We start from the raw sequence: 24,594 nt of genomic DNA on the forward strand, positions 1-24,594 counted from the left end.
CATCGACCGGCCCTGGTTCCCCAGGCTGATGATCCCGCCGGGGGTAGGTCAAAGGGGTGGCGGGGCGACCCGGCGGGCTGCGAGGGTGGCGAGGTGGGACACGTCGACCTCAACCAGATCTCCTTCACCCTCCCCGACGGGCGGCCGTTGCTGGACGAGGTGAGCTTCCGGGTCGGCGACGGGGCGGTCGTGGCGCTCATCGGCCCCAACGGCACCGGCAAGACCACCCTGCTGCGGATCATCGCGGGGGACCTCGACCCGCACGGCGGCGCGGTGACGCGCAGCGGCGGGCTGGGCGTGATGCGGCAGTTCATCGGGTCGGTGCGTGACGACTCGACCGTCCGGGACCTCCTGGTCGGCGTCGCGCCCCAGCGAATCCGCCTGGCAGCACAGGCGGTCGACGCCGCCGAGCTGCGGATCATGGAGGTCGACGACGAGCCGGCGCAGATGGCCTACGCCCAGGCGCTCGCCGACTGGGGCGACGCCGGCGGCTACGAGCACGAAACCGTCTGGGACACAGTCACGGTCGCGGTGCTGGGCGTGGGCTTCGAGCAGGCGCAGTGGCGTTCGGCGTCGACGTTGTCCGGCGGCGAGCAGAAGCGGCTGGTCCTCGAGGCCCTGCTGCGGGGCCCCGACGAGGTGCTCCTGCTCGACGAGCCCGACAACTACCTCGACGTGCCGGGCAAGCGGTGGCTCGAGCTGCGACTGCGCGAGACCGCCAAGACGGTGCTGCTCGTCAGCCACGACCGAGAGCTGTTGAGCCAGGCGGCGACTCGCGTCGTCACGCTCGAGCCCGGCGCGGCGGGAGCCAGCTCCTGGACGCACCCGGCGAGCTTCGCCACCTGGCACGAGGCCCGGGCCGAGCGCAACGCCCGCCTCGAGGAGCAGCTCAAGCGCTGGGACGAGGAGCATGCCAAGCTCCGGCAGCTCGTCCTCATGTACAAGCAGAAGGCGGCCTACAACTCGGACATGGCCGCGCGCTACCAGGCGGCGCAGACGCGACTGCGCCGCTTCGAGGACGCCGGGCCTCCCGAGAAGGTCGCCCGCGACCAGAACGTCCGCATGCGACTCACCGGCGGGCGCACCGCCAAGCGCGCCGTCATCTGCGAGCGGCTCGAGCTCCTCGCGCCGGATCCGCAGGCAGACCAGGCGGATTCGCTCATGAAGCCGTTCGACCTCGAGGTCTGGTACGGCGAGCGCGTGGCCGTCCTCGGCTCCAACGGCTCCGGCAAGTCGCACTTCCTGCGGCTGCTGGCGGCCGGCGGATCCGATCCTGACGTCGAGCACCGCCCGGTCGGCGACGCGCGACCGCCCAGGGTCCGTCATACCGGCGTCGCACGGCTCGGATCCCGGGTGCGCCCAGGGTGGTTCGCGCAGACGCACGAGCACCACGCGTATGCCGGACGCACCCTGCTCGACATCCTCCACCGAGGCGACGACCACCGTCAGGGTCGCACCCGCGACGAGGCGGCCCGCGTGCTCGACCGCTACGAGCTCGCGAGATCCTCCGAGCAGACCTTCGACTCGCTGAGCGGTGGGCAGCAGGCGCGCTTCCAGATCCTGATGCTCGAGCTGTCCGGGGCCACCTTGCTGCTGCTCGACGAGCCGACCGACAACCTCGACCTGCACTCGGCGGAGGCGCTCGAGGAGGGCCTCGCGGCGTTCGACGGCACGGTGCTCGCGGTGACGCACGACCGGTGGTTCGCGCGCGGCTTCGACCGGTTCCTGGTGTTCGGCGCGGACGGTGAGGTCTACGAGTCGGACGAGCCGGTGTGGGACGAGACGCGGGTCCGCCGCCGCCGTTGACCCGGTCGTGTGCCGCGAGGCCCCGGCACCCCGGGGTGGGTCAGGGGCAGAGCTGCTGCGCCAGGAAGCCGCGCGCCGGGGCGGCCTCGCCGTCGACGTGCAGCGCCTCCCGGCTGTTGCGACCCCACAGCGCGAGATAGAGCTCCACCGCCTCGCCGCGGATCTCGGCGACCGACTCGCCCTCCTCGCCGCGCCCCGCCGACACGACCCCGTCCGCCTCCTGCACCCACCACACCGATCCCGTGTCGGTGGCGCGGATCTGCAGCGGCAGGGGCAGCGCGGTCTGCGGGTCCTCGATCCGGCGCGGCACGAAGAGGTGCAGCAGCTCGTCGATCCCGTCGTCGGCGACGTGGTCGCTGATCTCGGCCTCGATGCCGTGGGCGCGCGCCAGGTCGACCCAGTGGATCGTCGTCTCGTGCAGCTGCCGCCGGATCCAGAATCCCACCGTGCGGTCGTCGCGGTCGAAGGTCCAGCACCCGGCGGCGGGGTCGGCCTCGCGCAGCCGGTCCAGCATGCGGCGGCCGCAGTCGGCATACCACTCGCCCAGGGTCAGGTTTCCCTGCTCCCGCTCGCCCATCGATGGGCGCTCGGTGCCGCGGGTGGCCTCGACGGTCCAGAGATAGACCCGGCCCAGGTGGTCGACGACGTCCTCGACCGTCCACCCGGGACAGGTGGAGCACTCGACCTCGGCGGCCAGGTTGGTCCCGTTGGCCGAGATGGCATCGACGGCGGCCGTGAGGGCCGTGAGGCGCTGCGCTGCATCCATGGCCCTGACCCTAGTCAGTTCGCGCCGGACCTGCCGCCGGTCGACCGGACTTTCCTGCCTGGACGGGTTCGGTCGGGGGTCAGTCCTCGTCGACGTGGTCCGGGCGGATGACGCTGAACACCTCGCCCTGCGGGCCCTCGAGCACGGCCAGCTGCCCGAACGGCCCGTCGACCACGTCCATCAGCACCCGCCCGCCGAGCCGCTGGACGGCCGAGACGGTGGCGGCGGGCACGTCGCTCATGAAGTAGGTCATCCAGTGGGGGCGGAACTGGTCGCCGTACTCGTCGCCGATGCGCCCCAGCCCGCACACCAGCCGCTCGTCGGCGGTCACCACCTGCGCGTAGGCGAAGGACCCGTCGTCCTCCTCGATCACCTCGTAGGAGTGGCCGAAGACCTCGCCGTAGAAGCCCATCGCCTCCTCGTGGTCGCGCACCATCAGCTCGTTCCACACCAGGGACCCGTGCTCGTTGTAGCGCTCGGCCCCGACGAGGCCGCCCGCCTGCCACAGCCCGTGGTGGGCGCCGGCGGGGTCGACCAGGAGGGCGATCCGCGCCTGGCCCGGGATGTCGGTCGGGGCGAGGAGCTGCTCGGCACCGTGCTCCCGCTCGAGGGCGGCGACGCGGTCGGTGTCGTCGACGGCGAGGTAGGTCGTCCACACCGCGGGCCACGGCGCGGTCGGCGGCTTGGGCCCGATCCCCGCGACCCGCCTGCCGTCACGCAGCGCGAGCAGGTAGCCGTCGTGCCCCTCCTCGATCTCCCACCCGAAGAGCGTCGCGTAGGTCCGCGCCGCCGCCCTCGGGTCGTCGCACATCAGGTCCGGCCAGCAGGGCGTGCCGAGCGGCCAGGGGGTCTCGCGGACGGACATGGGTGCTCCTCGGCAGTCTGGCTGGTCCAGTTGTTCTGGCGGTCTGGTCTGACGGGTGGCCGGGCGGGTCGGTCGGTGGCGACGGGGTCCAGTCCAGCAGAGCGGGTGCGGCTTGTCAGGCAGATCGAGCCCGTATGACGCCGCGCGCCGCCGCACCGAGGGGTCGCATAGTCGCGCGACACGCCGTGATTCCCGGCATCTGCGACCCCTCGGCGTCCGGCGAGTGGGCGTCCGGCGCCGTTGCCGCCCGGCGAGTGCGCGACCGGTGCCGGCCCGCGGCTCAGGCGTCGAGCTGCTCGCGCACGTGCTCGACGACGCCGCGCATCGCCGCCTCGACCTCGTCCCGGCACCGGTCGAAGCCCGCCGCGTCGCCGTAGTAGGGGTCGTCGACCTCCAGCGTCCCCGCCGCGACCGCGTCGTCGTCGAACTCCCGCATCAGCCGGACCTTGTCGCGGTCCTGCTCGGTCGGGGCGTGCCGCCGCAGCTCGCGCTCGTGCCCGCGGTCGGCGACGAGGACGAGGTCGCGGTCGGCGTACCACGCGTGCTGCCACTGGCGGGCGCGGTGGGCGGAGCCGTCATACCCGCCGCTGGTCAGCGAGGTGAGGGTGCGCGGGTCGGCGCCGTCGCCCTCGTGCCAGCCGCCGGTGCCGGCCGAGTCGACCTCGACGCGGTCACCCAGCCCGGCCTCGTCGAGCAGCTGGCGCAGGATCACCTCGCCCATGGGGGAGCGGCAGATGTTGCCCGAGCAGATGACGCAGATGCGGTAGTCGGCCATGCCTGCCAGTATCTCGCGGTTCTTTGTGCTGCCCTATTGACACAAAGGCGTAGCAGGCGCACAGTTCTTTGTGTCAAACATCTGACACAACCGGGAGGTCGTCATGCTGGCTCTCTATCCCCTGCTGGTCGTGGTCGTCGTCCTGGTGGGCGCCTGCCTGCTGGCCGCGCTGGCCCTGACCCTCGGCGGTCGCGCGGTGGTCGTCGACGGCCATCTCGGACGCTTGCTGCGTGCGCAGGACCTCGTGCGTCGCTCCCGTGTCCTGGCCGTCCTGCTCGGCTTGCTCGCGGTGGTGGCGCTGGCCGCCACGGGCCGCGGCCGGCTGATCGCGACGGCGCCGGTGGCCGGGGTGGTCGTCGGGCTGCTCACCCTGGTCCTCGGTCAGCTCTCCATCGGTCGTATGGCGACCGGCCCCGCCGCGGGGCTCGAGCACCGGCGGGTCAGGGACTACGTCCCGCGCGGGCAGGCGGTGGTGTCGGGGGTCCTCGCACTCGCCGTGCTCGGGGCCGCGACGATCGGGCTGCGGCTCCAGGATGCCGACGGGCAGCAGCTGTCCTACGCCTGCACGACGCCCGAGGGCTGGGCCGCGAGCGGGGGCTCGAGCCCGTGGTTCGGGTCGTTCTATCTCGCCCCGGCGCTGCTGGTCTGGCTCGTCGGTCTCGCCGCCACGGCCTGGGGCCTGCGCCTCGTCGCCGGGCGGCCGCGTGACGGCAGCGACGCCGACCTGGTGCGGGCGGACGACGCGCTGCGACGGTGGTCGTCCGGGGCGCTGGTCGCGGGCGCCGGGCTGGCCTCGGGGGCGCTCGCGGTGCCGGCCCTGCTGATCTCCTGGATGCGTCTGGCCCACGCCGGGGACGGGATGTGCGCGACCAACCCCTTCGGCGCATCCGGGACCGTCGTCGGTGCCGTCGCCGCGGTCGTGGGTGTGCTGACCCTGTGGAGCCTCGTGAGGGTCCTTGCCCCGCACCGGGACTCGCTGGTGGCGCGCCCTGCCACCGAGGTGTCGGCATGAGCGTGGGTCTGCGGGTCGACGCGGCCGACCCCACGCCGCCCTACGAGCAGCTGCGGCGTCAGGTGCTGGTGCACGTGGCGAGCGGCGTCGTGACCGAGGGGGCCCGGATGCCGCCCGTGCGGCAGCTGGCCGCCGACCTCGGGGTGGCGGCCGGGACGGTGGCGCGGACCTACAAGGAGCTGGAGGCGTCCGGGATCGTGCGGACGGCCCGCCGCGCCGGGACGACGGTCGCTGCCGGTGCCGCAGAGCTCGCCCGCTCGTCGCTGGTGGTGGCCGACTCGGGGCCCGGGCTGGACGAGCTGGCGCTGGGTTTCGTCGCCACGGCGCGCGCCGCGGGTGCGGACGACGGGGTTATCGAGGCGGCCGTGCGGTCCGCCCTCGCGCGTCCCTGACCCCCCGCGCAACCACGAAGATCGTGAGTGTTTCGTCCAACATTCTTGGACGAAACACTCACGATCTGGGGGTTAGGCAGGGGTTTTGGGGCAGAGGCGGCGGGGTCGGGATCGGCTCAGCCGAGGCGCAGCTCGCGGTCGAAGCCGTCCACGGCGTCCTCGCGGTGGCTGACCATCACCAGGGTGCGACCCCCACGAGCCGCGAGCAGGTCGTCGAGCACCTCGGTGGCCGTGGCGTGGTCGAGGTGGGCGACGGGCTCGTCGAGAAGCATCACCGGCCGCCCGGAGAGGATCGCGCGGGCCAGCCCGAGGCGGGCCCGCTCGCCGCCCGAGACCCCGCGATGGCCGGTGCCGAGCAGGGTGTCGAGCCCCTCCGGCAGCGCGCGCAGCCACCCGCCGAGCCCAGCTCGTCCCAGCGCCACGGTCACCTCCTCGTCCGAGGCGGAGGGGCGCGCCAGCCGGAGGTTCTCGCGCACGGTCGAGGCGAAGACGTGCGGCTCGTCGTCCAGCACCGCCACCCGCGCGCGCAGGGACTCGACAGAGGCGGAGCGGCTGTCGACCGCGTCGAGGCGATAGCTGCCCGAGGCCGGGTCGAGGTGGGTCGCGAGCACCGCCAGCAGCGTGGACTTGCCGGATCCGTTGGGGCCGGTGATCACCACGGACTCGCCGGGCTCGACCACGGCCGTCACGGGTCCGACGGCGTCGCGGTCCGCCGCCCAGCGTGCCGTCACCTCGTCGACCGTCAACCGCGGGGGTATGCCGCAAGCCCCCGGCGCCTCGACGGACCCGTGCTCCCCGAGGGGCAGGTCCTGGGCGAGGAGCGCGTCGAGCCGGACCCGGCTGCCCTCGGCGCGGGCCCAGGCGCCCATGGCGTCCGGCAACGGCGTGAACGCGTCCGCCGCCGCCACGGGGGTCAGCACGAGCAGGGCCGCGAGGGCGTCGTTGAACCCACCCGCCACGAGCCCGTGCGCGTGCACCGCCATGGCGACCGTGCCGGCACCGCAGGCGATCCCGGTGAGGGTCATGCCGAGCGCCCGGCCCCGGGCGCGTCGGGCGTTGGCCGCCGCCAGCCGGGCCTGCGCGGCCTCGATCCACGTCTCCGACGCCGAGGTCGCCCCGATCGCCTGCAGCTCCAGCGCGTTGGCGGTGACGAGGCCGGCGACGCGGGCCACCTCGGCCCGGGCGTTCAGCCAGTCCCGTTGCGCCGCGCGCTCGCTCGCGAGGACGAGCCAGGCGACGAGCCCGCAGGCCACGAGCACGGCCGCGACGATCATCGCCCCCACGTAGGAGAACAGCGCCGTCGCCAGCACCGTCAGGAGCCCCGCCACGACGGACCCGAGCACGGGGACGACGACGCGGATCTCGGCATACACCCGGTCCTCGAGGTCGTCGACGGCGCCGCCAAGCACCTCGCTGCGGGACCGCCGTCCGAGCCGGGCGGGGGTGAGGGGCACGAGCGCGTCATAGGCCGCGACCCGCTGGTCCGCCAGGTCACCGAGCGCGGCGTCGTGCGACCGCACCCGCTCCCAGTAGCGGAACACCGGCCGCGCCATCCCGAACGCCCGCACCGCCACGATCGCCGCCATCAGCGTGAGGATCTGCGGACGGTGGGAGGCGGCGACGATCAGCCAGCCGGAGGTCGTCGTGAGCGCGATCCCGCTGGCGGTGGCCAGCCCGCCGATGATCGCGGAGCCCCGGATGCCGGGGGGCGTTCGCCATACCGAGCTCATCGCGCGACCTCCTGGGCGACGGGGGAGAGGGTGACGTGCTGGTCGGCGTGCGCGACGAGACTGGGGCGGTGCGTGACGACGACGACCGCCCGGTCGCGCGCGAGCGAGCGCACGACGTCGTCGACGAGCGCGGTGGACGCGGGGTCGAGGTGTGCGGTGGGCTCGTCGAGGGCCACGAGCGGCGCCGTCGACAGCAGGGCCCGCGCCATCCCGAGGCGCGCCCGCTGGCCCGCCGACAGCCCGAACCCGTCGTCCCCAAGCGGCGTGCCGAGCCCGTCCGGCAGCCCACGGACCAGGTCCTCGAGCCCGACCTGCCGGAGCACCGACCAGAGCCGGTCGTCGTCCGCCTCGTCGGCGAGGGTGAGGTTGGTCCGGATGGAGCCAGCGGTCAGGAAGGGGCGCTGCGTCACCAGGCGCGACGGGACGAGGGAGGCTGTGCCCGTGGTGGGTTCGCGCAGCCCGCAGAGGAGCTCGAGGGCGGTGGTCTTGCCCGTTCCCGACGGCCCGGTGATCACCGTCAGGCCCGGCGCCGCCGTGAGGGTGAGGTCGTGCAGGACGTCCCGCGTGGTCCCGGGATAGCGGTAGGTCACGCCCTCCAGCCGGGCGACCCCCGTGCCGGGACGTGACCGCTCGGCGGTGGTGGCGGCCGTCGCCGTGAGGATGTCGTCGAGCGCCTGCGCCCCGTCCGCGGCCGAGTGGAACTCCTGACCCACGCGCCGGATCGGCCAGTACGCCTCGGGCGCCAGCAGGATCGCCGCCAGCCCCGTGCCGAGGCCGATGTCGCCCCAGGTCAGGCGGATGCCGACCGCGACCGCCACCAGCGCCACCGAGATCGTGGCGAGCAGCTCGAGGGCCGCCGACGACAGGAAGGCCAGCTTGAGCGTCGCCACGGTCGCGGTCCGGTGCCGCTGCGACACCTCGCGGATCGTGGCACTCTGCCGGCTCGCCCGGCCGTAGGCCGACAGCGTCGGCAGCCCCCGCATCATGTCCACGAAGTGCCCGGCGAGGGTGGCCAGGGCCCGCCACCGCTTGTCGGAGGCGTCGGCGGTCGCCTTGCCGATCAGCGCGGCGAACAGCGGCAGCAGCGGCAGCGTCAGCACGACGATGAGCGCCGACCACAGGTCCACGAAGGCCAGCGTCACGACCGCCAGCACCGGCAGCACGGCGGCGGCCACGAGTGCGGGCAGGTAGCGCGCGACATACGTCTCGACGCTGGTCGCCCCCTGGGTGGCGAGGGTCTGAGCCGCGGCCGGCTCGGGTCGCTGGTCGGCGGACCGGGCCAGCCACGTGCGCAGCAGCAGCGTGCGCAGGCCGGCGCTGACCTCGGTGCCGGCCCAGGACGAGACGAGCTCGGTCGCGCCGGTGAGCAGGGCGCGCACCACGAGCACGGCGGCCAGGAGTCCGAGGGGTCCCCACAGGGCCGTATGCCGTGCCACCGCCACCACGACCGCCGCCACCGCGAAGGCCTGCACGATGGCCGCGACGCCCTGCGCCACCCCGATGGCGCCGAGGGCCAGGACGGGTCGCCGGGCACCGGGCAGCAGCCGTAGCAGGCGGGCGTCGAACGGCTTCACGTGGTCGTGCTCCTCGTCGTCTCATCCCCCACAACGATCGTGAGGGTTTCCTCCAACATTGTTGGACGAAACCCTCACGATCCTGGGGAGGTCCGGGCGGACTCAGCGGTCGCGGTGCTCGCCCCCGGCGACGTGGTCGTCCCCGGTCGTGCGCGTCCCGCCCGCAGCCGCCGCCTGCGCCTCCAGCTCGCCCACTTCGCGCGGCTCGTGCGCCGGTGGGATGTGGTGGGTGGAGATGCGCCTGCGGAAGATCCAGTAGGTCCACGCGGTGTAGGCGAGCACGATCGGCGTGAAGACCACGGCGGCGCCCGTCATGATCTTGAGCGTCAGGTCGGTGCTGGCGGCGTTCTCGTGGGTGAGGCTCCAGGCCGGGTTGGTCGAGGAGGGCATCACGTCGGGGAACAGCGCGGTGAACAGCGCCCACACGGCGAGCGCGATCGCGGCGGCGGTGCCGGTGAAGGCCACCCCGTCACGGCCGAGGCGCGTCATGAGCAGGCCCACGACGAGCGCCACGGCGGCGAGGACCGCGAGGATCCACGAGCCGGTGTTGCCGGTCAGCATCATCACCCAGACGAGGAAGACGACGGCGACGACGGCCGCGGCGATGCCGACCTTCCAGGCTAGGGCCCGCGCCTCCTCACGGATCTCGCCGCTCGTCTTGAGCGCGACGAAGACCGCACCGTGGGTGAGGAAGAGCAGCAAGGTGGTCACGCCGCCGAGCAGCCCGAGCGGGTTGAGCAGGGTGAACAGGTTGCCGGTGTACTCCTTGTCGGCGTTGATCGGGACGCCCGCCACGATGTTGGCGAACGCGACGCCCCACAGCAGCGCGGGCAGGAACGAGCCGACGATGATGCACAGGTCCCAGTTGCGACGCCACTGGTCGTCGTCGCGCTTGTGGCGGTACTCGAAGCCCATGTTGCGGATGATCAGGGCGACCAGGATCAGCAGCAGCGGCAGGTAGAACCCGGAGAACAGCGTGGCGTACCAGTGCGGGAAGGCCGCGAAGGTGGCGCCGCCCGCCGTGAGGACCCACACCTCGTTGCCGTCCCAGTGCGGGCCGATGGTGTTGAGCAGGACGCGGCGGCGGTTGTCGGTGTCGAGCTCGTCGCGGCCCTTGCCGAGGATCGGCAGGAGCATGCCGACGCCGAAGTCGAAGCCCTCGAGGACGAAGTAGCCGGTCCACAGGACGGCGATGAGGATGAACCAGATGACGGTGAGTTCCATGGTGTCTCTCCAACGTCCTCAGTAGGCGAAGACGAGGGGCTTGTCCTCGCCGCTCTCGGCCGGGGTGTCGGTGTCGGCCGGCTCCGCGCCGACGCGGGTGTACTTCAGGAAGAGCTTGACCTCGACGACCATGAGTGCGGCATACAGCAGGGTGTAGACGGCCATCGAGACGAGCACGGACCAGGCGGGCACGGACGGGCTGACGCCGTTGGCCGTCGTCATCTCGCCGAAGACGATCCACGGCTGGCGACCCACCTCGGTGAAGATCCAGCCGAACGAGATCGCGAACACCGGCAGCAGCGGGCTCCAGATCACGACGTGCCGCCACCAGCGGCCGCTCGGCGGGGTCGTGCCCTTGCGGGTCGCCCACAGCGCCAGCGCCGACAGCGCCATCGACACGAACCCGACGCCCATCATCAGGCGGAAGGTCCAGTAGGTCGTCGGGATGTTGGGGACGTAGTTGGTGGCCTGGTCCGCGGTGCGCGGGTTGCCGGCGTACTTCTGCTGGTAGTCGGCCTGGACGTCGCGGATGCCCTTGACCTCGCCGCCGAACGACCCGGTCCCGAGGAAACTGAGCAGGCCGGGGACCTCGATGACGCGGGTGGCGTTCTGCCCGTCGAGGGAGCCGATCGTCAGGATCGAGAACGGCGCGGACTTCTCCGTGCGGTAGAGGCCTTCGGCGGCCGCCATCTTCATGGGCTGCACCTCGGTCATGACCTTGCCCTGCAGGTCGCCGGTGACGACGACGCCGAGCGAGGCGACGAGGGAGACGATCGCGCCGACGCGGACGGCCTTGCGGTACATCTCGCGGTCACGGTCGGCGATCGGGCCCCGCCGCAGGTAGTGCCACAGCGCCACGCCGACGACGACGGCGCCGCCGGTCATGTAGGAGCTGAGGATCACGTGCGGAAAGGTCACGAGCTGGACCTTGTTGACCAGCACCGCGACGAAGTCGGCCATCTCAGCGCGCCCCGACTCGGGGTTGAACCGGTAGCCGACGGGGTTCTGCATGAACGAGTTGGCGGCGAGGATGAAGTAGGCGGACAGCACGGTGCCGATGTGGACGATCCACATCGTCCACGCGTGCAGCCGCTCCGGGATCCGGCCCCAGCCAAAGATCCACAGGCCGAGGAAGGTCGACTCGAGGAAGAACGCGAGCAGCGCCTCGAACGCCAGCGGGGCGCCGAAGATGTCGCCGACGAACCGCGAGTAGTCCGACCAGTTCATCCCGAACTGGAACTCCTGGACGATGCCGGTGACGAGACCGAGGGCGAAGTTGATGGTGAACAGCTTGCCCAGCCACTTGGTGAGCCGGAGGTACTCCGGCTTGCGGGTGCGCACCCAGGCGCTGTGGTAGCCGGCGACGATCGCCGACAGGCCGATGGTGATCGGCACGAAGAGGAAGTGATAGACGGTGGTGATGGCGAACTGCCATCGCGCAAGGTCCAGGTTGTCCATGACATCTCCGGAGGTCAGACCTTTTGGTTACCCGTCGAGCCTACCCACGGCTACTGGCGGGTCGGACCCGGTCGTGCCTTTGCAACCTGGCCGTGACCTGCGGTTTTTGACAACACGGGCGTTGTGCAAATCGGCGCCGAGCCCGTATGCCGGTCCGCCCGTGAGGTATTCGCGGCACCGCCAACCCCAACGACCCGGGGCCTCGGAGACCGCTTGTGACAGAGTTCACAAGCGCCAGGAGGTATGCCGGGCCCGCACCCTCTCGCTAGCGGCCCGGGCTCGCGACAGAGTGGTCGCGAACCCGACGTCAAGGGGTCGTAGACGTCGGATATGTGACCACTCTGCAGCCCCCGCCGCCGGCACGCGCCGGAGAGACCAGTCAGCTGGGGTAGCCCTCGGGGTTGCCGGACTGCCAGCGCCACGTGTCGGCGCACATGTCGTCGACGGTCCGGGTGGCCTGCCACCCGAGCTCGCGGTTGGCGCGAGAGGGGTCGGCATACGAGGCTGCGATGTCGCCGGGGCGACGAGGGGCGACCTGGTAGGGGAGGTCGCGGCCGACGGCGCGGCTGAAGGCCGCGAGCATCTCCTTGACCGAGGTGCCGTGCCCGGTGCCGAGGTTCCAGGTGGAGACGGCGTCGTCGACCTGGCCGAGGCGGTTGAGGGCGGCGACGTGGCCGGCGGCGAGGTCCTCGACGTGGATGTAGTCGCGCAGGCCGGTGCCGTCGGGGGTGTCGTAGTCGTCGCCGAAGATGTTGAGGTGCTCGCGCCGCCCGACGGCGACCTGGGCGATGAAGGGAACGAGGTTGTTGGGGATGCCCTGCGGGTCCTCGCCGATCGTGCCGGACGGGTGGGCGCCCACCGGGTTGAAGTAGCGCAGCAGCGCGATCCGCATCTGCGGGTCCGCGACGGCGACGTCGCGCAGGATCTGCTCGATCATCACCTTGGTCCAGCCATAGGGGTTGGTGGCCGACGTCGGGAAGTCCTCCTTCATCGGGACGGGCGCGTCCTCGCCGTACACCGTTGCGCTGGAGGAGAACACGAGCTTCTTGACGCCGTGGCGCTGCATCGCGCGCACGAGGGAGAAGGTCGAGTCGAGGTTGTTCTCGTAGTACTCGAGCGGCTTCTCGACCGACTCGCCCACGGCCTTGAACCCCGCGAAGTGGATGACCGCGTCGAACTGCTCGGTGGCGAACAGGTGCTCGGTCTTGTCGCGGTCGGTCAGGTCGAAGCCGTGGACCTCGATCGGCTGCCCCGCGAGGGCCTCGAGCCGGGCCATCACGGACGGCTTGGCGTTGGAGAAGTTGTCGACCACGACCACGTCGTGGCCGGCGGCAAGGACCTGGAGGGTGGTGTGCGAGCCGATGTAGCCGGCACCACCGCTGACGAGAACGCGCATGGCTCCCACCCTAGGGGTCCCGCTGACGGCCGCGCTGTGCGATGGGTCGAACGATAGGGATAAGGTGTGCCTAACTTAGGCAACCCTGATCGACGATTGGACCCGCTTTGTCTCTGTCTCGCCGCTCCCTGCTGGTGCTCACGTCCGCCACGCTCGCCCTGGCCGCGTGCGGCTCCGGCTCAGGCGGCTCCGGCGCTGGAGCCGAGTCCGGCCAGGCCTCGTCCGGCGCCGCGTCGCTGGGCTCGGGCGGCGCCGAGCAGGGTGCCTTCCCGGTGACGCTCAAGCACAGCTTTGGTGAGACCACGATCACCAAGGAGCCCACCAAGGTCGCGACCGTCGGCTGGGTGGACCAGGACATGGCCGTGTCCCTCGGCGTCGTGCCCGTCGGCGCCACCGCGATGACCTGGGGCGGCAACGCCGCCAAGTCCACGGACTGGTTCGACGCGGCCGTCGCCAAGCTCGGTGGCAAGGCGCCCACGCGCTACGACGACACCGACGGCATCCCCGTCACCGAGATCGCCAAGCTCGCGCCCGACGTCATCCTGGCCACGGGCTCGGGGCTGACCAAGGCGGACTACGACACGCTGTCCAAGGTCGCCCCGGTCGTCGCCCAGCCCGGCGCGCCCTGGGTGACCCCCTGGACCACCTCCCTGGACATGGTGGGCAAGGCCCTCGGCCGCCCGACCAAGGCCACCGCCGTCCGCGCCCAGACCGACAAGGTCGTGGCCGACGCCAAGACGGCCCACCCCGAGCTGGCCGGCAAATCCATGGTCTTCGCCTACCTCGCCACGACAGACCTGTCGCAGATCGGCATCTACGGCAAGGAGGACAACCGCGTCCGCGCCCTCGAGTCGTTCGGCCTCACGAGCGCGCCGATCGTCGGCACCGCCGTCAAGCCCGGCCAGTTCTACGGCAACGTCTCCGCCGAGCAGGCCTCGACGATCCAGTCCGACGTGCTCCTCACGTATGCCGACAAGCCCGCCGACATCGCCTCGTTCAAGGCCAACCCGCTGATCGGCCAGATCCCGGCGCTGAAGTCGGGGCACGCCTATGCCGAGGTGGACAAGCAGATCGGCCTGTCGGTCACCAACCCCAGCCCGCTGTCGATGCCGTTCATCGTCGACAAGTACCTCCCCGGCGTGGTCAAGGCCGTCAAGGGCGCATGAGCCGGGCCGTCCCCGCGCCGGTCGCCGTCCGGGCCCTCTCACCGCTGCTGGTCCTGCTGGTCGCGCTCGCCGCGTCGCTGCTCGTCGGCTCGCGGGCGGTGGCACCCAGCGCCCTGCTCGACCCGGCCGACCCGCTGCACGCGATCGCGATGGCGCGCGTCGACCGGACGGTGCTGGCGGTCGTCGTGGGCGCGGCGCTCGGGCTCTCGGGGGCCTGCTTCCAGGGGCTGACGCGCAACCCCCTGGCGGACCCCGGGATCCTCGGGGTGTCCGCCGGGGCGTCGCTCGCGATGGTGGTGGCGATCAGCATCGGCGGGCTGTCCGCGCCGCTGGCGCACGTGGGCGCCGCGTTCGTGGGGGCAGCGGTCGCCGCGATCGTCGTGCACCTGCTGGCGGCGGTGTCGCGCGGGGGCCTGCGGCCGGGCTCGGTCACCATCGCCGGCGCGGCCGTGACCGCCGCGCTCACCTCGGTGTCGACGGCCCTGCTGCTGGGGGACCACGGGACGCTGCAGGCGTTCCGCTTCTGGCAGGTGGGGACCATCGGTGGGCGCGACCTCGCTCTGCTCGCCGCCGTCGGTCCCGTGCTGGTCGTGGGGGCGGTGCTGTCGCTGGTCCTCGCTCGGCGGCTCGACGCGCTGGCGCTCGGTGACGACGCCGCCGCGGCCCTCGGCACCCACCCCACCCGCACCCGCTGGGCCGTGGGTGCGGTCGCCGTGCTGCTGGCCGCCGGTGCCACCGCCCTCGCCGGGCCCGTGGGCTTCGTGGGTCTGCTGGTCCCGCACGCCGCACGGTCCGTCGTCGGCCCGGCCCACGGTCGCGTGCTGCCGCTCAGCGCCGTGCTGGGGGCGGCGCTGGTGGCCGCCGCCGACACCGTGGGACGCGTGGTGCTGCCGCCGTCGGAGGTGCAGGTCGGGATCATGACGGCGATGGTCGGCCTGCCCGGTTTCGTGTGGGCCGTGCGACGGGGGCGGCTGTGAGCACCCTCGCCGTGCGGGAGCCCGCGACCCGCGAGGCGCGACGTTCGTTGAGCCGGCGCGCCCACCACCGCGTGCTCCTCGTCGTCCTCGCGGTCCTCGCGCTCGGCCTGGCCGTCGCACGAGCCCTGCTGGGGGACCTGGTGATCCCCGTCGTCGACGCCGTCGCGATCCTGCGGGGCGAGGTCATCCCGGGGGCGAGCTTCATCCTGATGGAGAGCAGCCTGCCCCGGGCCGTCCTGGCCCTGCTCGCCGGTGCTGCGTTCGGCGCCGCCGGCGCGACCTTCCAGACCGTCCTGCGCAACCCGCTGGCCAGCCCCGACATCGTCGGCGTCGGCATGGGCGCCTCGGCCGCCGCGGTCGTCGGCATCGTGGTGCTCGGCGTCAGCGGGCCGACGCTGTCTCTCCTTGCCGTGGCGGGGGCCCTGGTCGTGGCCGTCCTCGTGCGGGTCGTCGCGCAGTCCACCGGCGAGCGCCTCGTCCTGGTCGGCGTCGGCGTCTCGTCGGTGCTGGCCTCGGTCGTCCACTACCTCTTCACCCGCGCCGACGAGTTCGACACCCAGCTCGTGCTCCGATGGCTGACCGGCAGCCTCGGCCAGGCGGACTGGACGACGATCCGGTGGCTCGCCGTGACGTCGGTCGCGGCATACCTGCTGCTCTGGGTCGCGAGCCGGGACCTGCCCGCGCTGCAGCTCGGCGACGACCTCGCGCTCGGGCTCGGCGGGCGGCGCCACGCCGCGGACCTGCTCCTCGCCGTCGGCGTCGTGGTGCTGGCGCTCGCGGTGGCGGCGGTGGGGCCGATGGCCTTCGTGGCGTTCATGGCCGGGCCGATCGCCCGGGCTTTGGACCGCGGTCGCCCGACGATCGTCGGCGCGGCCCTCGTCGGCGCGGTCGTGGTGGTCGCCGCAGACCTGATCGGCGGCCACGTGATCCCCGACGTCCACCTGCCCGCCGGCGTCGTCACCGGCGTCACCGGCGCCCCCGTGCTGCTCTGGCTGATGACCCGCGGCCGTACCGAAGGAACCCTGTGATGACCCGACTGGCCACCCGCGACCTGACCCTCGGCTACGGCGGGGAGCCGGTCGTCCGCGACCTCACGCTCGCCATCCCCGACGGCCGCGTCACCGTCGTCGTCGGCCCCAACGCCTGCGGCAAGTCGACGCTGCTGCGCGGCCTCGCCCGGCTGCTGCGCCCGCGCTCGGGCGCCGTGCTGCTCGACGGTCGCCCGATCCACGAGCAGCCCACCCGGACCGTGGCCCGCGCTCTCGCCCTGCTGCCCCAGCACCCCGTCGCCCCCGACGGCGTCACCGTCGCCGAGCTGGTCGCCCGTGGCCGCCACCCGCACCAGGGGCTGTGGCGCCGGCACACGGCCCACGATGCCGAGGCCGTCGAGCGGGCCCTCGCCGAGACCGGCACCACCGCGCTCGCCGACACCCCCGTCGTCGAGCTGTCCGGCGGCCAGCGCCAGCGCGTGTGGATCGCCATGGCCCTCGCGCAGGAGACCGACCTGCTGCTGCTCGACGAGCCCACGACCTACCTCGACCTCACCCACCAGCTCGAGATGCTCGACCTGGTCGCCGCCCTCGACGCCGAGCGGGGCACCACCGTCGTCATGGTGCTGCACGACCTCGGCCTGGCGGCGCGGTATGCCGACCACCTCGTCGCCATGCGCGGCGGCGTGGTCGCGGCGCAGGGCGCACCCGCCGACGTGCTGACCGAGGAGCTGGTCCGCGACGTGTTCGCCCTGGACGCGCGCGTGATCGCCGACCCCGAGTCCGGGACCCCGCTCGTGGTGCCCCGCTGCTCGCCCCACCGCCCGTCCTGGACGGCGTCCGACCCGCGTTCCGGGCGTTTCCGGCATACAACCGGTTGGTCGCCCAGGGCCACGGGCAATGAGAGGGTGAGTGCATGGTCAACCGGCCGCGAGGCCAGGAAGGGGCGCACATGCCCACCACCGTCAAGGGAGTGATCTCCCGAGCCAAGGGCGAGCCGGTCGAGCTCGTCGACATCGTGATCCCCGACCCGGGGCCGGGCGAGGCCGTCGTCGACGTCCAGGCGTGCGGCGTCTGCCACACCGACTACCACTACCAGCAGGGCGGGATCAACGACGAGTTCCCCTTCCTGCTCGGGCACGAGGCCGCCGGCCGCGTCTCGGCCGTCGGGGAGGGCGTGACGGAGGTCGCCGTCGGGGACTTCGTGATCCTCAACTGGCGCGCCGTGTGCGGGGAGTGCCGGGCCTGCCGCCGCGGGCGTCCGTGGTACTGCTTCGCCACGCACAACGCCAAGCAGCGGATGACCCTCACGGATGGCACCGAGCTGACGCCGGCGCTGGGGATCGGGGCCTTCGCGGAGAAGACGCTGGTCGCGGCCGGTCAGTGCACGCGCGTGGACGAGCGCGCCGGCGCCGAGGCGGCGGGTCTGCTGGGCTGCGGCGTCATGGCCGGGCTGGGCGCCGCGATCAACACCGGCGGCGTCGGTCGTGGCGACTCCGTGGCCGTCATCGGCCTCGGGGGCGTCGGTATGGCGGCCGTCGTCGGCTCGCGTCTCGCGGGCGCGGCCACGATCATCGGCATCGACCCGGACCCCCGCAAGCGTGAGAAGGGGCGCTCGATGGGGGCGACGCACACCATCGACCCGGCCGACGGCGACGTCGTCGAGGCGGTGCGCGCGCTGACGGACGGCAACGGCGCGGACGTCGTCATCGAGGCGGTGGGTCGCCCCGAGACCTACGAGCAGGCGTTCTACGCACGCGATCTCGCGGGGACCGTGGTGCTCGTGGGGGTGCCGACACCGGAGATGCGGATCGAGCTGCCGCTGCTCGACGTCTTCGGTCGTGGCGGGTCGCTCAAGTCCAGCTGGTATGGCGACTGCCTGCCCTCTCGCGATTTCCCCATGCTCATCGACCTCTACCTGCAGGGGCGGCTCGACCTGGACGCGTTCGTGTCCGAGACGATCGGGCTGGGCGACGTCGAGGAGGCCTTCGCCACCATGAAGCGCGGTGACGTCCTCCGCTCGGTGGTGACGCTCTGATGGCCGGCGACGTGCAGGTCCAGCAGCTCGTCACGTCGGGGACGTTCTCCCTCGACGGGGGCACCTGGGACGTCGACAACAACGTGTGGATCGTCGGCGACGATGACGAGTGCGTGGTCTTCGACGCCCCGCATGACGCCTCGGCCATCGCCGCCGCCGTCGGCGAGCGTCGGCTGGCGGCGATCGTGTGCACGCACGCGCACGACGACCACGTCAACCAGGCGGCCGCTCTCGCGGAGGCCACGGGCGCCCCGATCTGGCTCAACCCGCACGACCTCGAGCTGTGGCAGCAGACCTATGACACGCGCCAGCCCGACGAGGACATCGTCGACGGCACCGAGATCACCGTGGGCGGGGTGACGCTGCGGGCGATCGCGACGCCGGGGCACACGCCGGGCGGTACCTGCTTCTACAGCGCGGAGCTGGGGCGCGTGTTCAGCGGTGACACCCTCTTCCAGGGAGGCCCGGGCGCGACGGGGCGGTCGTTCTCGTCATACGACACCATCGTCGACTCGATCCGCACCAGGCTCTTTGCGTTGCCCGACGACACGATCGTGCACACCGGGCACGGCCCGGACACGACCATCGGCGCCGAGCGGGCCGGCGCCGACGGGTGGGAGGACCCCAGCGCCGCCTAGGGTGTGGCCATGGCCTACTACGCAGTCCGCTACTCCTACTCCGACGACCCCCGCCTCGACGAGATCCGGCCCGAGCACCGCGCGTTCCTCGGCCGGCTCGCCGAGGCGGGGTCGCTGCAGGCGTCCGGTCCCTACGTCGACGTGAAGCCGGCGTCGGCGCTGCTGATCCTCCGCGCCGACAGCGCCGACGAGGTGCGCTCGCTGCTGGGGGACGATCCCTTCCAGCAGCACGGCCTCGTCGCCGGGATCGACGTCACCGAGTGGAACCCCGTCATCGGCGTCTTCGCCGCCCAGCCCTGACCCGCCGGGGGCCGAGGCATCGGCCGGCCTTCGTTCGCCAGGCTGATGCCTCGGCCCCCGGTAGGTTCTGGCCATGAGCGAGCAGCAGGGCACCGACGTCGACGTCGACTGGGCCGTCGCCCGGGACGCCAACCGCGCCAACTGGGACGAGCGGGCGGGCCTGCACGAGGTCGCCTACGGGATCGAGCGCTACGCCGAGGACCCGGCATACCTCTCCACCGTGGTCAGCGACGACCTGCCCGCCCTCGCCGCCCACCTGCCGCAGGGCTCGCTGCGCGGCCTCGACGTCGTGCACCTGCAGTGCCACATCGGCACCGACACCATCAGCCTGGCCCGCGCCGGCGGTCGTATGACGGGGGTCGACTTCTCGCTATCGTCGCTGGCAGCCGCGCGTCGGCTCGCCGCCACGACCGGGACCGAGGTCACGTGGGTCGAATCGGACGTGCTCGACGCCCGCGCCGCCGTGACCGGTCACTTCGACGTGGTCTACACCAGCATCGGCACGATCGGCTGGCTCGGCGATCTCGGGCGTTGGGCCGACCAGGTGGCGCGAAAGCCCTGACGCGCCTGTTGGCCCCACCCCGCGGCATCGGGTGAGTCTGCTGCGGGTAGACGAGCAGTGAAGTCACCCGATCGCGACCGGGAAGGTCAGGGTCGGAGGGCGGGTAGGACGGCGGCGGCCTTGAGCAGCATCTCGTCGGTCTCGGCCTGCGGGTCCGAGTCCAGGACGATCGCCCCGCCCGCGCCGATCTCGACCTGCCCGTGGTGCATGACGGCGGTGCGGATCACGACGGACAGGTCCACCGCGCCGCTGCGGTCGACGAAACCCAGTGCCCCTGAGTAGATCCCGCGCGCCCGCGTCTCGAGCTCGTCGATGATCTGCATGGTGCGGTGCTTGGGGGCGCCCGTCATCGACCCGCCGGGGAAGCACGCCTCGAGGGCGTAGATCGCGGTGCGGTCCTCGGCAAGCCGCCCGCGCACGGTCGTCACGAGCTGGTGCACGGTCGCGTAGGACTCGACGTGCATGAGTCGAGGCACGTGGATCGTCGCCGGGTCGCAGACGCGTGACAGGTCGTTGCGCAGCAGGTCGGCGATCATGAGGTTCTCGGCACGGGTCTTGGCGTCGGCGGCGAGATCGGCTGCGGCACGGGCATCGTGGGTGGGGTCGGTATGACGCCTTGCCGTCCCCTTGATCGGCTTGGTCGACACCTCGCCGTCACCCGTCACGTGCAGGAACAGCTCGGGGCTGGCCGACAGGACGTGCCGGTCCCCGAGGCGCAGGTAGGCCGCGTGCGGGGCGGGGTTGAGCTCGCGCAGCCGCAGATAGATGTCGAACGGGTCGTCGTGCGACTCCGCGAGAACCGTGTCGGTGAGGCAGATCTCGTAGGACTCGCCCCGTCGCAGCGCCTCGAGGCAGGTCTCGACGTCCTGGCGGTACTGCGCGACGTTGCGAGCGAGATGCGCTGTGGGGCGGCGCGGTTCGTCATCCGGCCATGGCGCTCGGGTGATCCCCGGAGCGCGAGAAGCCGCGCCCGACAATCGATCTCGCGCCCATGCCGCCCAGGCGGCAGCGGAGTCGCCGTGCGCGACCAGCCAGGCGTCGCCGGTCTCGTGGTCGAGGGCGAGGAGCCGGTCGCAGCGCATCCACACGGCGTCGGGGTGGGGCGACGTGTGGCGGTTGGTGGCGCCGAGGTCGCCCTTCAGCTCGTAGCCGAGGTAGCCCACCCACCCGTCGACCAGCTCGAACGGCGCGGCATCCTCGGGCGGCGCGGCATCCTCGGGCGGCGCGGCCCGGCGCCGCAACGCGTCCAGGATCGTCCCGTCCTCGCGGCGGCTGCGGCCACCGGCGGTGACCACGACATGGCCCCGGCCGACGTCATACGTCAGCACCTCACCCTCCGGCCCGGGCGATCCGAGATAGGAGAACCGGGCCAGGCCGGGCTCGGCCCGCGCGCTGTCCAGCCAGCAGGCCCAACGGGATTCGCCGAACAGCGCGGTGTAGGCAGCGCCGGGGTCGACGGCGAGACCGAGCGGTTCTACGATCATGTCGTGAGCTGCTCGGGCAACGGCCCGATGGTCTCCTCGAGGGCGGTGCGGAGCAGGTCGTCGAGCCCGGACGTGACGGCGCCGTGCGGGGTGTCGCGGATCGCGCCGTCGGGCAGGACCCAGCTCGTCACGGCCTGGACCCCGCGTGCGGCATTGACCGCCCAGACGGGCTTGTCGAGCAGGGCGTCGACCGAGACGCGACCGCGCGTCAGCGGGTGCGGGGTGTCGGCGAGGGCGATCTCGAGGCACTCGATCGTGACCGAGGGCAGGGACAGCTCGTCGAGCGGGCGCGTGACGAAGTGCTGGCCGTCCCACCACACCAGGGCTGAGTAGGTCGCCTCGACGGCCTCGGGCAGCCGCTCCTCGACCCGCCACAGCAGTGCGTCGTCGGCGCCGAGCTCGCGTGCCCGCAGCTGCAGCTGGCGCTGCACGACCAGGTCAGGGCCCTTGATGTGCGGCCACTTGCGCGGGTCCGGCACGTCGGCGATCCACAGCGAGATCTGGGTGGGGGTGTCGCTCGCGGGCCGCAGCCACAGGGCGACGGCGTCGTTGTAGGCCTCCAGCCGCGGAAACCACCTGTCGGCGCGAGGGATTCGTGCCAAGACCTCGTCGACGACGACGTCCAGGTCCTGGAAGTGCACGAAGAACTCGGCCGTCGCGGCGAACCGCTGGATGTGTCGCTCCGGGCGCCGCGACCGCCCCTCCTGCACCAGCCAGGAGTCGATCACCTGCGGGGGGTGGTCGCCCGGAGGCTGCGGGCCCCACCACCAGCGCTCGCCGTCACGGACGGCCTCGGTCTTCTTCACGGGCGCATCGTGTCATGTATGCCGCGCCCCCTCCGCACGGGCCGCCGCCCCTCGCGTCAGTCCCGTCCTGGCGAGACGACCTCGAGCCCCGCCGCCGTCGCCGCGTCGATCATCCGCTGGTCATAGCTCACCACCGCGGTGAGGTCCTCGCCCAGCTCCAGAGCGGTCGCGACGTGGATGGCGTCGAGCGAGCGCAGCACGCCCGGCGGCAGCCGGCGGGCCCGCTCGGCCACGGCGGGGGTCAGCGGCAGGATGACCAGAGCACGTCGCAGCGTCTCGGCGACGGACGCCGCAGCCCCGCCGACCTTGGCCATGCTCCTGCCGAGCTCCACCTCGCCCACGATGGACGTGGCGAGCGGCTGGGGAGCGTCGGCCAGCCACCGCCTCAGCGCGAGCGACTCGGCCTCCGTGGTGCAGAGCTTGGCCAGTGCCGACGTGTCGAGATAGGTCGCCATCAGAAGCGCTCGGCCCGGCCCTCGTCCAGGATGGCCTGGGTGTCGGTGCCGTCGTTCGGTGCGGGCTCGATCTCCCAGGCCTTGATGCTCGGATCGGCGGGGGGATGGGCGCCGTGCTTGCGCACCAGGTAGTCGATGCGCTGCTCGAGCGGCGACAGGGGCACCAGCCGCGCCATCGGGTGGCCGCGGTCGGTCACGAGGATCTCTTCGCCCGCGTGCGCGGCGGCGACGTAGCGGCTGGCGTGCTGCCGCAGCTCACGGATGCCGATGGTCTGCGTCATACGAGCAAAGGTAGCACCTGGAGTGCTACTCGCGGTGGCCGGACGGTGGTCAGGACATCCCGCGCTCGTCCACGATCCGGCGCGCCTTGCCCACCGACCGCTCGACCCCGCCCTCGGGCAGGATCTCGATGCGGGCCGTGGTGCCGATGCGGGACTTGATGTGGTGCTTGAGCTCGCGCTCGATCGCCCGCTTCCGCTCCTCGCCGACGCCGTGCTGCGCCTCGATCCGGATGGTCAGCTCGTCCATGCGGCCGGGGCGGGTGAGGACGCATTGGAAGTATGGCGAGAGCCCCTCGATGCCCAGCACGATCTCCTCGATCTGGGTGGGGAAGACGTTGACGCCGCGCACGATCATGAGGTCGTCGGTGCGCCCGGTGATCTTCTCGAGGCGGCGCATCGCGGGGCGCGCGGTGCCCGGCAGCAGGCGGGTGAGGTCGCGGGTGCGGTAGCGCAGGACCGGCATGGCCTGCTTGGTGAGCGACGTGAAGACCAGCTCGCCCTGCTCCCCGTCACTGACCGGCTCGTCGGTCAGCGGGTCGACGATCTCGGCGAGGAAGTGGTCCTCCCACAGCGTCAGGCCGTCCTTGGTCTCGACGCACTCCTGCGCGACGCCCGGACCCATCAGCTCGGACAGGCCGAAGATGTCGGTGGCGTGCATGCCCACCCGCTCCTGGATCTCCTGGCGCATCGCCTCGGTCCACGGCTCGGCGCCGAACAGCCCCAGCTCGAGCGAGGTCTCGCGCGGGTCGATGCCCAGCGCCTCCATCGCGTCGATCATCGACAGGAAGTAGGACGGGGTGACGAAGATGATGCGCGGCCTGAAGTCCTGGATGAGCTGGATCTGCTTCTCGGTGTCGCCGCCCGACGCCGGCACGACCGTGCAGCCCAGGTGCTCCGCGCCGTAGTGCGCGCCGAGGCCGCCGGTGAACAGGCCGTAGCCGTAGGAGATGTGGGCGAGGTCGCCGGGCCGTCCGCCGGCGGCGCGGATGCAGCGGGCGACGAGGGTGGCCCAGGTGGTGATGTCCTCGCGGGTGTAGCCCACGACGGTCGGCTTGCCCGTGGTGCCGGACGACGCGTGGATCCGCACGACCTCCTCGCGCGGCACGGCGAACAGCCCGAAGGGGTAGTTGTCGCGCAGGTCCTTCTTGGACGTGAACGGCAGGAGCCGGACGTCCTCGAGCGCCGTGATGTCGTCGGGGTGGACCTGGCGCTCCTCGAGCTGGCGGCGATAGTGGGGGACGTGGTCGTATGCCGACCGCACCGTCCTCTGGAGGCGCTCGAGCTGGTGTGCGCGGAGCTCGTCGACGGACCAGCGCTCGGCGTCGTCGTAGAGGTCGGGTCGCTCGTCGATGGGGGGCAGTGTCATGTCCACTCCTTCGTCGTGGCCTGCTCGGGCGATGGCTGCGCCGCTCAGGCGCTCGGTCGGGGCTTGAGGGCGCGGGAGCGTCCACGGAAGTGGGCGATCAGCGCGCCGTCGCTCTCGCGCGTGACGGTGACGTCGGTGATCCCGTTGCGGCCGTAGCGCGCTCGCTCGATCCCCTTGGCGAGCAACACGTCGCCCAGCGCGGCGGAGCGGATGAAGTCGATGTCGCAGCCCGCCGCCACGGTCAGCTCGCCGCCGGCGTTGCAGGCGAGGGCGAAGGTCGAGTCGGCGAAGGTGAAGATGTAGCCGCCGTGCATGATGCGGTGGCCGTTGACCATGGTGTCGGTGACGGCCATCCGGGTGCGGGCCCGGCCGAGGCCGTCGGCCATCGACACCTCGACGAGCTCGATGCCGAGGTGGCGCGAGGCGCCGTCCTCGTCCCACATGGTGCGGACGTGGGCCAGATCCGGATCCAGCATGCGACTCCTTCGTCGTGACCTACCGGGGGTAGGTACATCAGCCTGGGGAACGAAGGCC

The 24,594-nt window shown here is 72.4% G+C and carries 25 protein-coding genes; 11 read left to right on the forward strand and 14 right to left on the reverse strand.

Annotated elements, in window-relative coordinates; translation table 11 throughout:
• Positions 1–93: 93 nt before the first annotated feature.
• A complete protein-coding gene (locus B4K29_RS07325) occupies positions 94–1,806 on the forward strand; it encodes an ABC-F family ATP-binding cassette domain-containing protein (RefSeq protein WP_286966866.1) in 1,713 nt (570 codons plus the stop codon).
• Between the two features lie 40 nt (positions 1,807–1,846).
• Here the strand turns inward: B4K29_RS07325 and B4K29_RS07330 are convergent, their stop codons facing one another.
• From B4K29_RS07330 to B4K29_RS07340, 3 genes are all read right to left on the reverse strand, one after another.
• Positions 1,847–2,572, reverse strand: coding sequence for a maleylpyruvate isomerase family mycothiol-dependent enzyme (locus B4K29_RS07330; RefSeq protein WP_286966868.1), 726 nt, complete (start codon positions 2,570–2,572; stop codon positions 1,847–1,849).
• Between the two features lie 79 nt (positions 2,573–2,651).
• Positions 2,652–3,437 (reverse strand): VOC family protein, encoded by a 786-nt coding sequence (locus tag B4K29_RS07335; RefSeq protein WP_029210164.1) that lies wholly within the window; start codon positions 3,435–3,437, stop codon positions 2,652–2,654.
• Between the two features lie 280 nt (positions 3,438–3,717).
• Entirely contained in the window at positions 3,718–4,212 is a 495-nt protein-coding gene (locus tag B4K29_RS07340) for a low molecular weight protein-tyrosine-phosphatase (protein ID WP_286961067.1), read from the reverse strand.
• 103 nt (positions 4,213–4,315) lie between these two features.
• On the opposite strand from B4K29_RS07340, the gene B4K29_RS07345 reads away from it, so the two are divergent.
• Together B4K29_RS07345 and B4K29_RS07350 are read left to right on the forward strand one after the other, a co-directional pair.
• A complete protein-coding gene (locus B4K29_RS07345; protein ID WP_286966870.1) occupies positions 4,316–5,224 on the forward strand; it encodes a hypothetical protein in 909 nt (302 codons plus the stop codon).
• On the forward strand, positions 5,221–5,616 hold the full coding sequence (locus B4K29_RS07350) for a GntR family transcriptional regulator (protein WP_029210161.1): 396 nt from the start codon (positions 5,221–5,223) through the stop codon (positions 5,614–5,616). The genes B4K29_RS07345 and B4K29_RS07350 overlap by 4 nt, the downstream gene beginning before the upstream one ends.
• A gap of 116 nt (positions 5,617–5,732) precedes the next feature.
• Here B4K29_RS07350 and cydC read toward each other — a convergent pair whose 3' ends face one another.
• The 5 genes from cydC to galE form a co-directional block, all read right to left on the reverse strand.
• Complete coding sequence (gene cydC / locus B4K29_RS07355) at positions 5,733–7,346, reverse strand: thiol reductant ABC exporter subunit CydC (protein ID WP_286966873.1); 1,614 nt, start codon at positions 7,344–7,346, stop codon at positions 5,733–5,735.
• Complete coding sequence (gene cydD, locus B4K29_RS07360) at positions 7,343–8,920, reverse strand: thiol reductant ABC exporter subunit CydD (RefSeq protein ID WP_286966875.1); 1,578 nt, start codon at positions 8,918–8,920, stop codon at positions 7,343–7,345. The genes cydC and cydD overlap by 4 nt, the downstream gene beginning before the upstream one ends.
• 102 nt (positions 8,921–9,022) lie before the next feature.
• Positions 9,023–10,144, reverse strand: coding sequence for a cytochrome d ubiquinol oxidase subunit II (cydB, locus tag B4K29_RS07365; protein ID WP_286966877.1), 1,122 nt, complete (start codon positions 10,142–10,144; stop codon positions 9,023–9,025).
• 18 nt (positions 10,145–10,162) lie between these two features.
• Entirely contained in the window at positions 10,163–11,602 is a 1,440-nt protein-coding gene (locus B4K29_RS07370; protein ID WP_286966879.1) for a cytochrome ubiquinol oxidase subunit I, read from the reverse strand.
• 379 nt (positions 11,603–11,981) lie between these two features.
• On the reverse strand, positions 11,982–12,998 hold the full coding sequence (gene galE / locus B4K29_RS07375) for a UDP-glucose 4-epimerase GalE (protein WP_286958310.1): 1,017 nt from the start codon (positions 12,996–12,998) through the stop codon (positions 11,982–11,984).
• A gap of 107 nt (positions 12,999–13,105) precedes the next feature.
• Here galE and B4K29_RS07380 point away from each other — a divergent pair, with 107 nt between their 5' ends.
• From B4K29_RS07380 to B4K29_RS07415, 8 genes are all read left to right on the forward strand, one after another.
• Positions 13,106–14,164 (forward strand): iron-siderophore ABC transporter substrate-binding protein, encoded by a 1,059-nt coding sequence (locus B4K29_RS07380; RefSeq protein WP_239265590.1) that lies wholly within the window; start codon positions 13,106–13,108, stop codon positions 14,162–14,164.
• Positions 14,161–15,141 (forward strand): FecCD family ABC transporter permease, encoded by a 981-nt coding sequence (locus B4K29_RS07385; protein ID WP_286958301.1) that lies wholly within the window; start codon positions 14,161–14,163, stop codon positions 15,139–15,141. Before B4K29_RS07380 ends, B4K29_RS07385 begins: the two co-directional genes overlap by 4 nt.
• On the forward strand, positions 15,138–16,169 hold the full coding sequence (locus B4K29_RS07390; RefSeq protein WP_239265586.1) for an iron chelate uptake ABC transporter family permease subunit: 1,032 nt from the start codon (positions 15,138–15,140) through the stop codon (positions 16,167–16,169). Before B4K29_RS07385 ends, B4K29_RS07390 begins: the two co-directional genes overlap by 4 nt.
• Complete coding sequence (locus B4K29_RS07395; RefSeq protein ID WP_286966880.1) at positions 16,169–17,107, forward strand: ABC transporter ATP-binding protein; 939 nt, start codon at positions 16,169–16,171, stop codon at positions 17,105–17,107. The genes B4K29_RS07390 and B4K29_RS07395 overlap by 1 nt, the downstream gene beginning before the upstream one ends.
• Positions 17,083–18,168 carry an S-(hydroxymethyl)mycothiol dehydrogenase gene (locus B4K29_RS07400; protein ID WP_239265582.1) on the forward strand — a complete coding sequence of 362 codons (1,086 nt, stop codon included), beginning with the start codon at positions 17,083–17,085 and terminating at the stop codon, positions 18,166–18,168. The genes B4K29_RS07395 and B4K29_RS07400 overlap by 25 nt, the downstream gene beginning before the upstream one ends.
• On the forward strand, positions 18,168–18,806 hold the full coding sequence (locus B4K29_RS07405) for an MBL fold metallo-hydrolase (RefSeq protein WP_029210151.1): 639 nt from the start codon (positions 18,168–18,170) through the stop codon (positions 18,804–18,806). The genes B4K29_RS07400 and B4K29_RS07405 overlap by 1 nt, the downstream gene beginning before the upstream one ends.
• Before the next feature lie 9 nt (positions 18,807–18,815).
• Complete coding sequence (locus tag B4K29_RS07410; protein ID WP_029210150.1) at positions 18,816–19,106, forward strand: YciI family protein; 291 nt, start codon at positions 18,816–18,818, stop codon at positions 19,104–19,106.
• 73 nt (positions 19,107–19,179) lie between these two features.
• Complete coding sequence (locus B4K29_RS07415) at positions 19,180–19,668, forward strand: methyltransferase (RefSeq protein WP_029210149.1); 489 nt, start codon at positions 19,180–19,182, stop codon at positions 19,666–19,668.
• An 86-nt stretch (positions 19,669–19,754) separates the two neighbouring features.
• Here the strand turns inward: B4K29_RS07415 and pabB are convergent, their stop codons facing one another.
• Genes pabB through paaI form a run of 6 tightly spaced genes read right to left on the reverse strand, consistent with a single transcriptional unit; the run spans position 19,755 to position 24,536 of the window.
• A complete protein-coding gene (pabB, locus tag B4K29_RS07420) occupies positions 19,755–21,152 on the reverse strand; it encodes an aminodeoxychorismate synthase component I (RefSeq protein ID WP_286966882.1) in 1,398 nt (465 codons plus the stop codon).
• Positions 21,149–21,958, reverse strand: a complete 810-nt coding sequence (locus B4K29_RS07425) for an aminotransferase class IV (RefSeq protein WP_029210147.1) — start codon at positions 21,956–21,958, stop codon at positions 21,149–21,151. The genes pabB and B4K29_RS07425 overlap by 4 nt, the downstream gene beginning before the upstream one ends.
• A gap of 56 nt (positions 21,959–22,014) precedes the next feature.
• Positions 22,015–22,413, reverse strand: a complete 399-nt coding sequence (locus B4K29_RS07430) for a type II toxin-antitoxin system VapC family toxin (protein ID WP_286958268.1) — start codon at positions 22,411–22,413, stop codon at positions 22,015–22,017.
• On the reverse strand, positions 22,413–22,694 hold the full coding sequence (locus B4K29_RS07435; protein ID WP_019285330.1) for a type II toxin-antitoxin system Phd/YefM family antitoxin: 282 nt from the start codon (positions 22,692–22,694) through the stop codon (positions 22,413–22,415). Before B4K29_RS07435 ends, B4K29_RS07430 begins: the two co-directional genes overlap by 1 nt.
• Before the next feature lie 49 nt (positions 22,695–22,743).
• Positions 22,744–24,060 carry a phenylacetate--CoA ligase PaaK gene (gene paaK / locus B4K29_RS07440; protein ID WP_286961056.1) on the reverse strand — a complete coding sequence of 439 codons (1,317 nt, stop codon included), beginning with the start codon at positions 24,058–24,060 and terminating at the stop codon, positions 22,744–22,746.
• Positions 24,061–24,104: 44 nt separating this feature from the next.
• Complete coding sequence (gene paaI, locus B4K29_RS07445) at positions 24,105–24,536, reverse strand: hydroxyphenylacetyl-CoA thioesterase PaaI (protein WP_286966885.1); 432 nt, start codon at positions 24,534–24,536, stop codon at positions 24,105–24,107.
• Positions 24,537–24,594: the final 58 nt, after the last annotated feature.

Origin of the sequence: Arsenicicoccus sp. UBA6765 (genome assembly GCF_002453335.1) — a bacterium.
Lineage (GTDB): Bacteria > Actinomycetota > Actinomycetes > Actinomycetales > Dermatophilaceae > Arsenicicoccus > Arsenicicoccus bolidensis.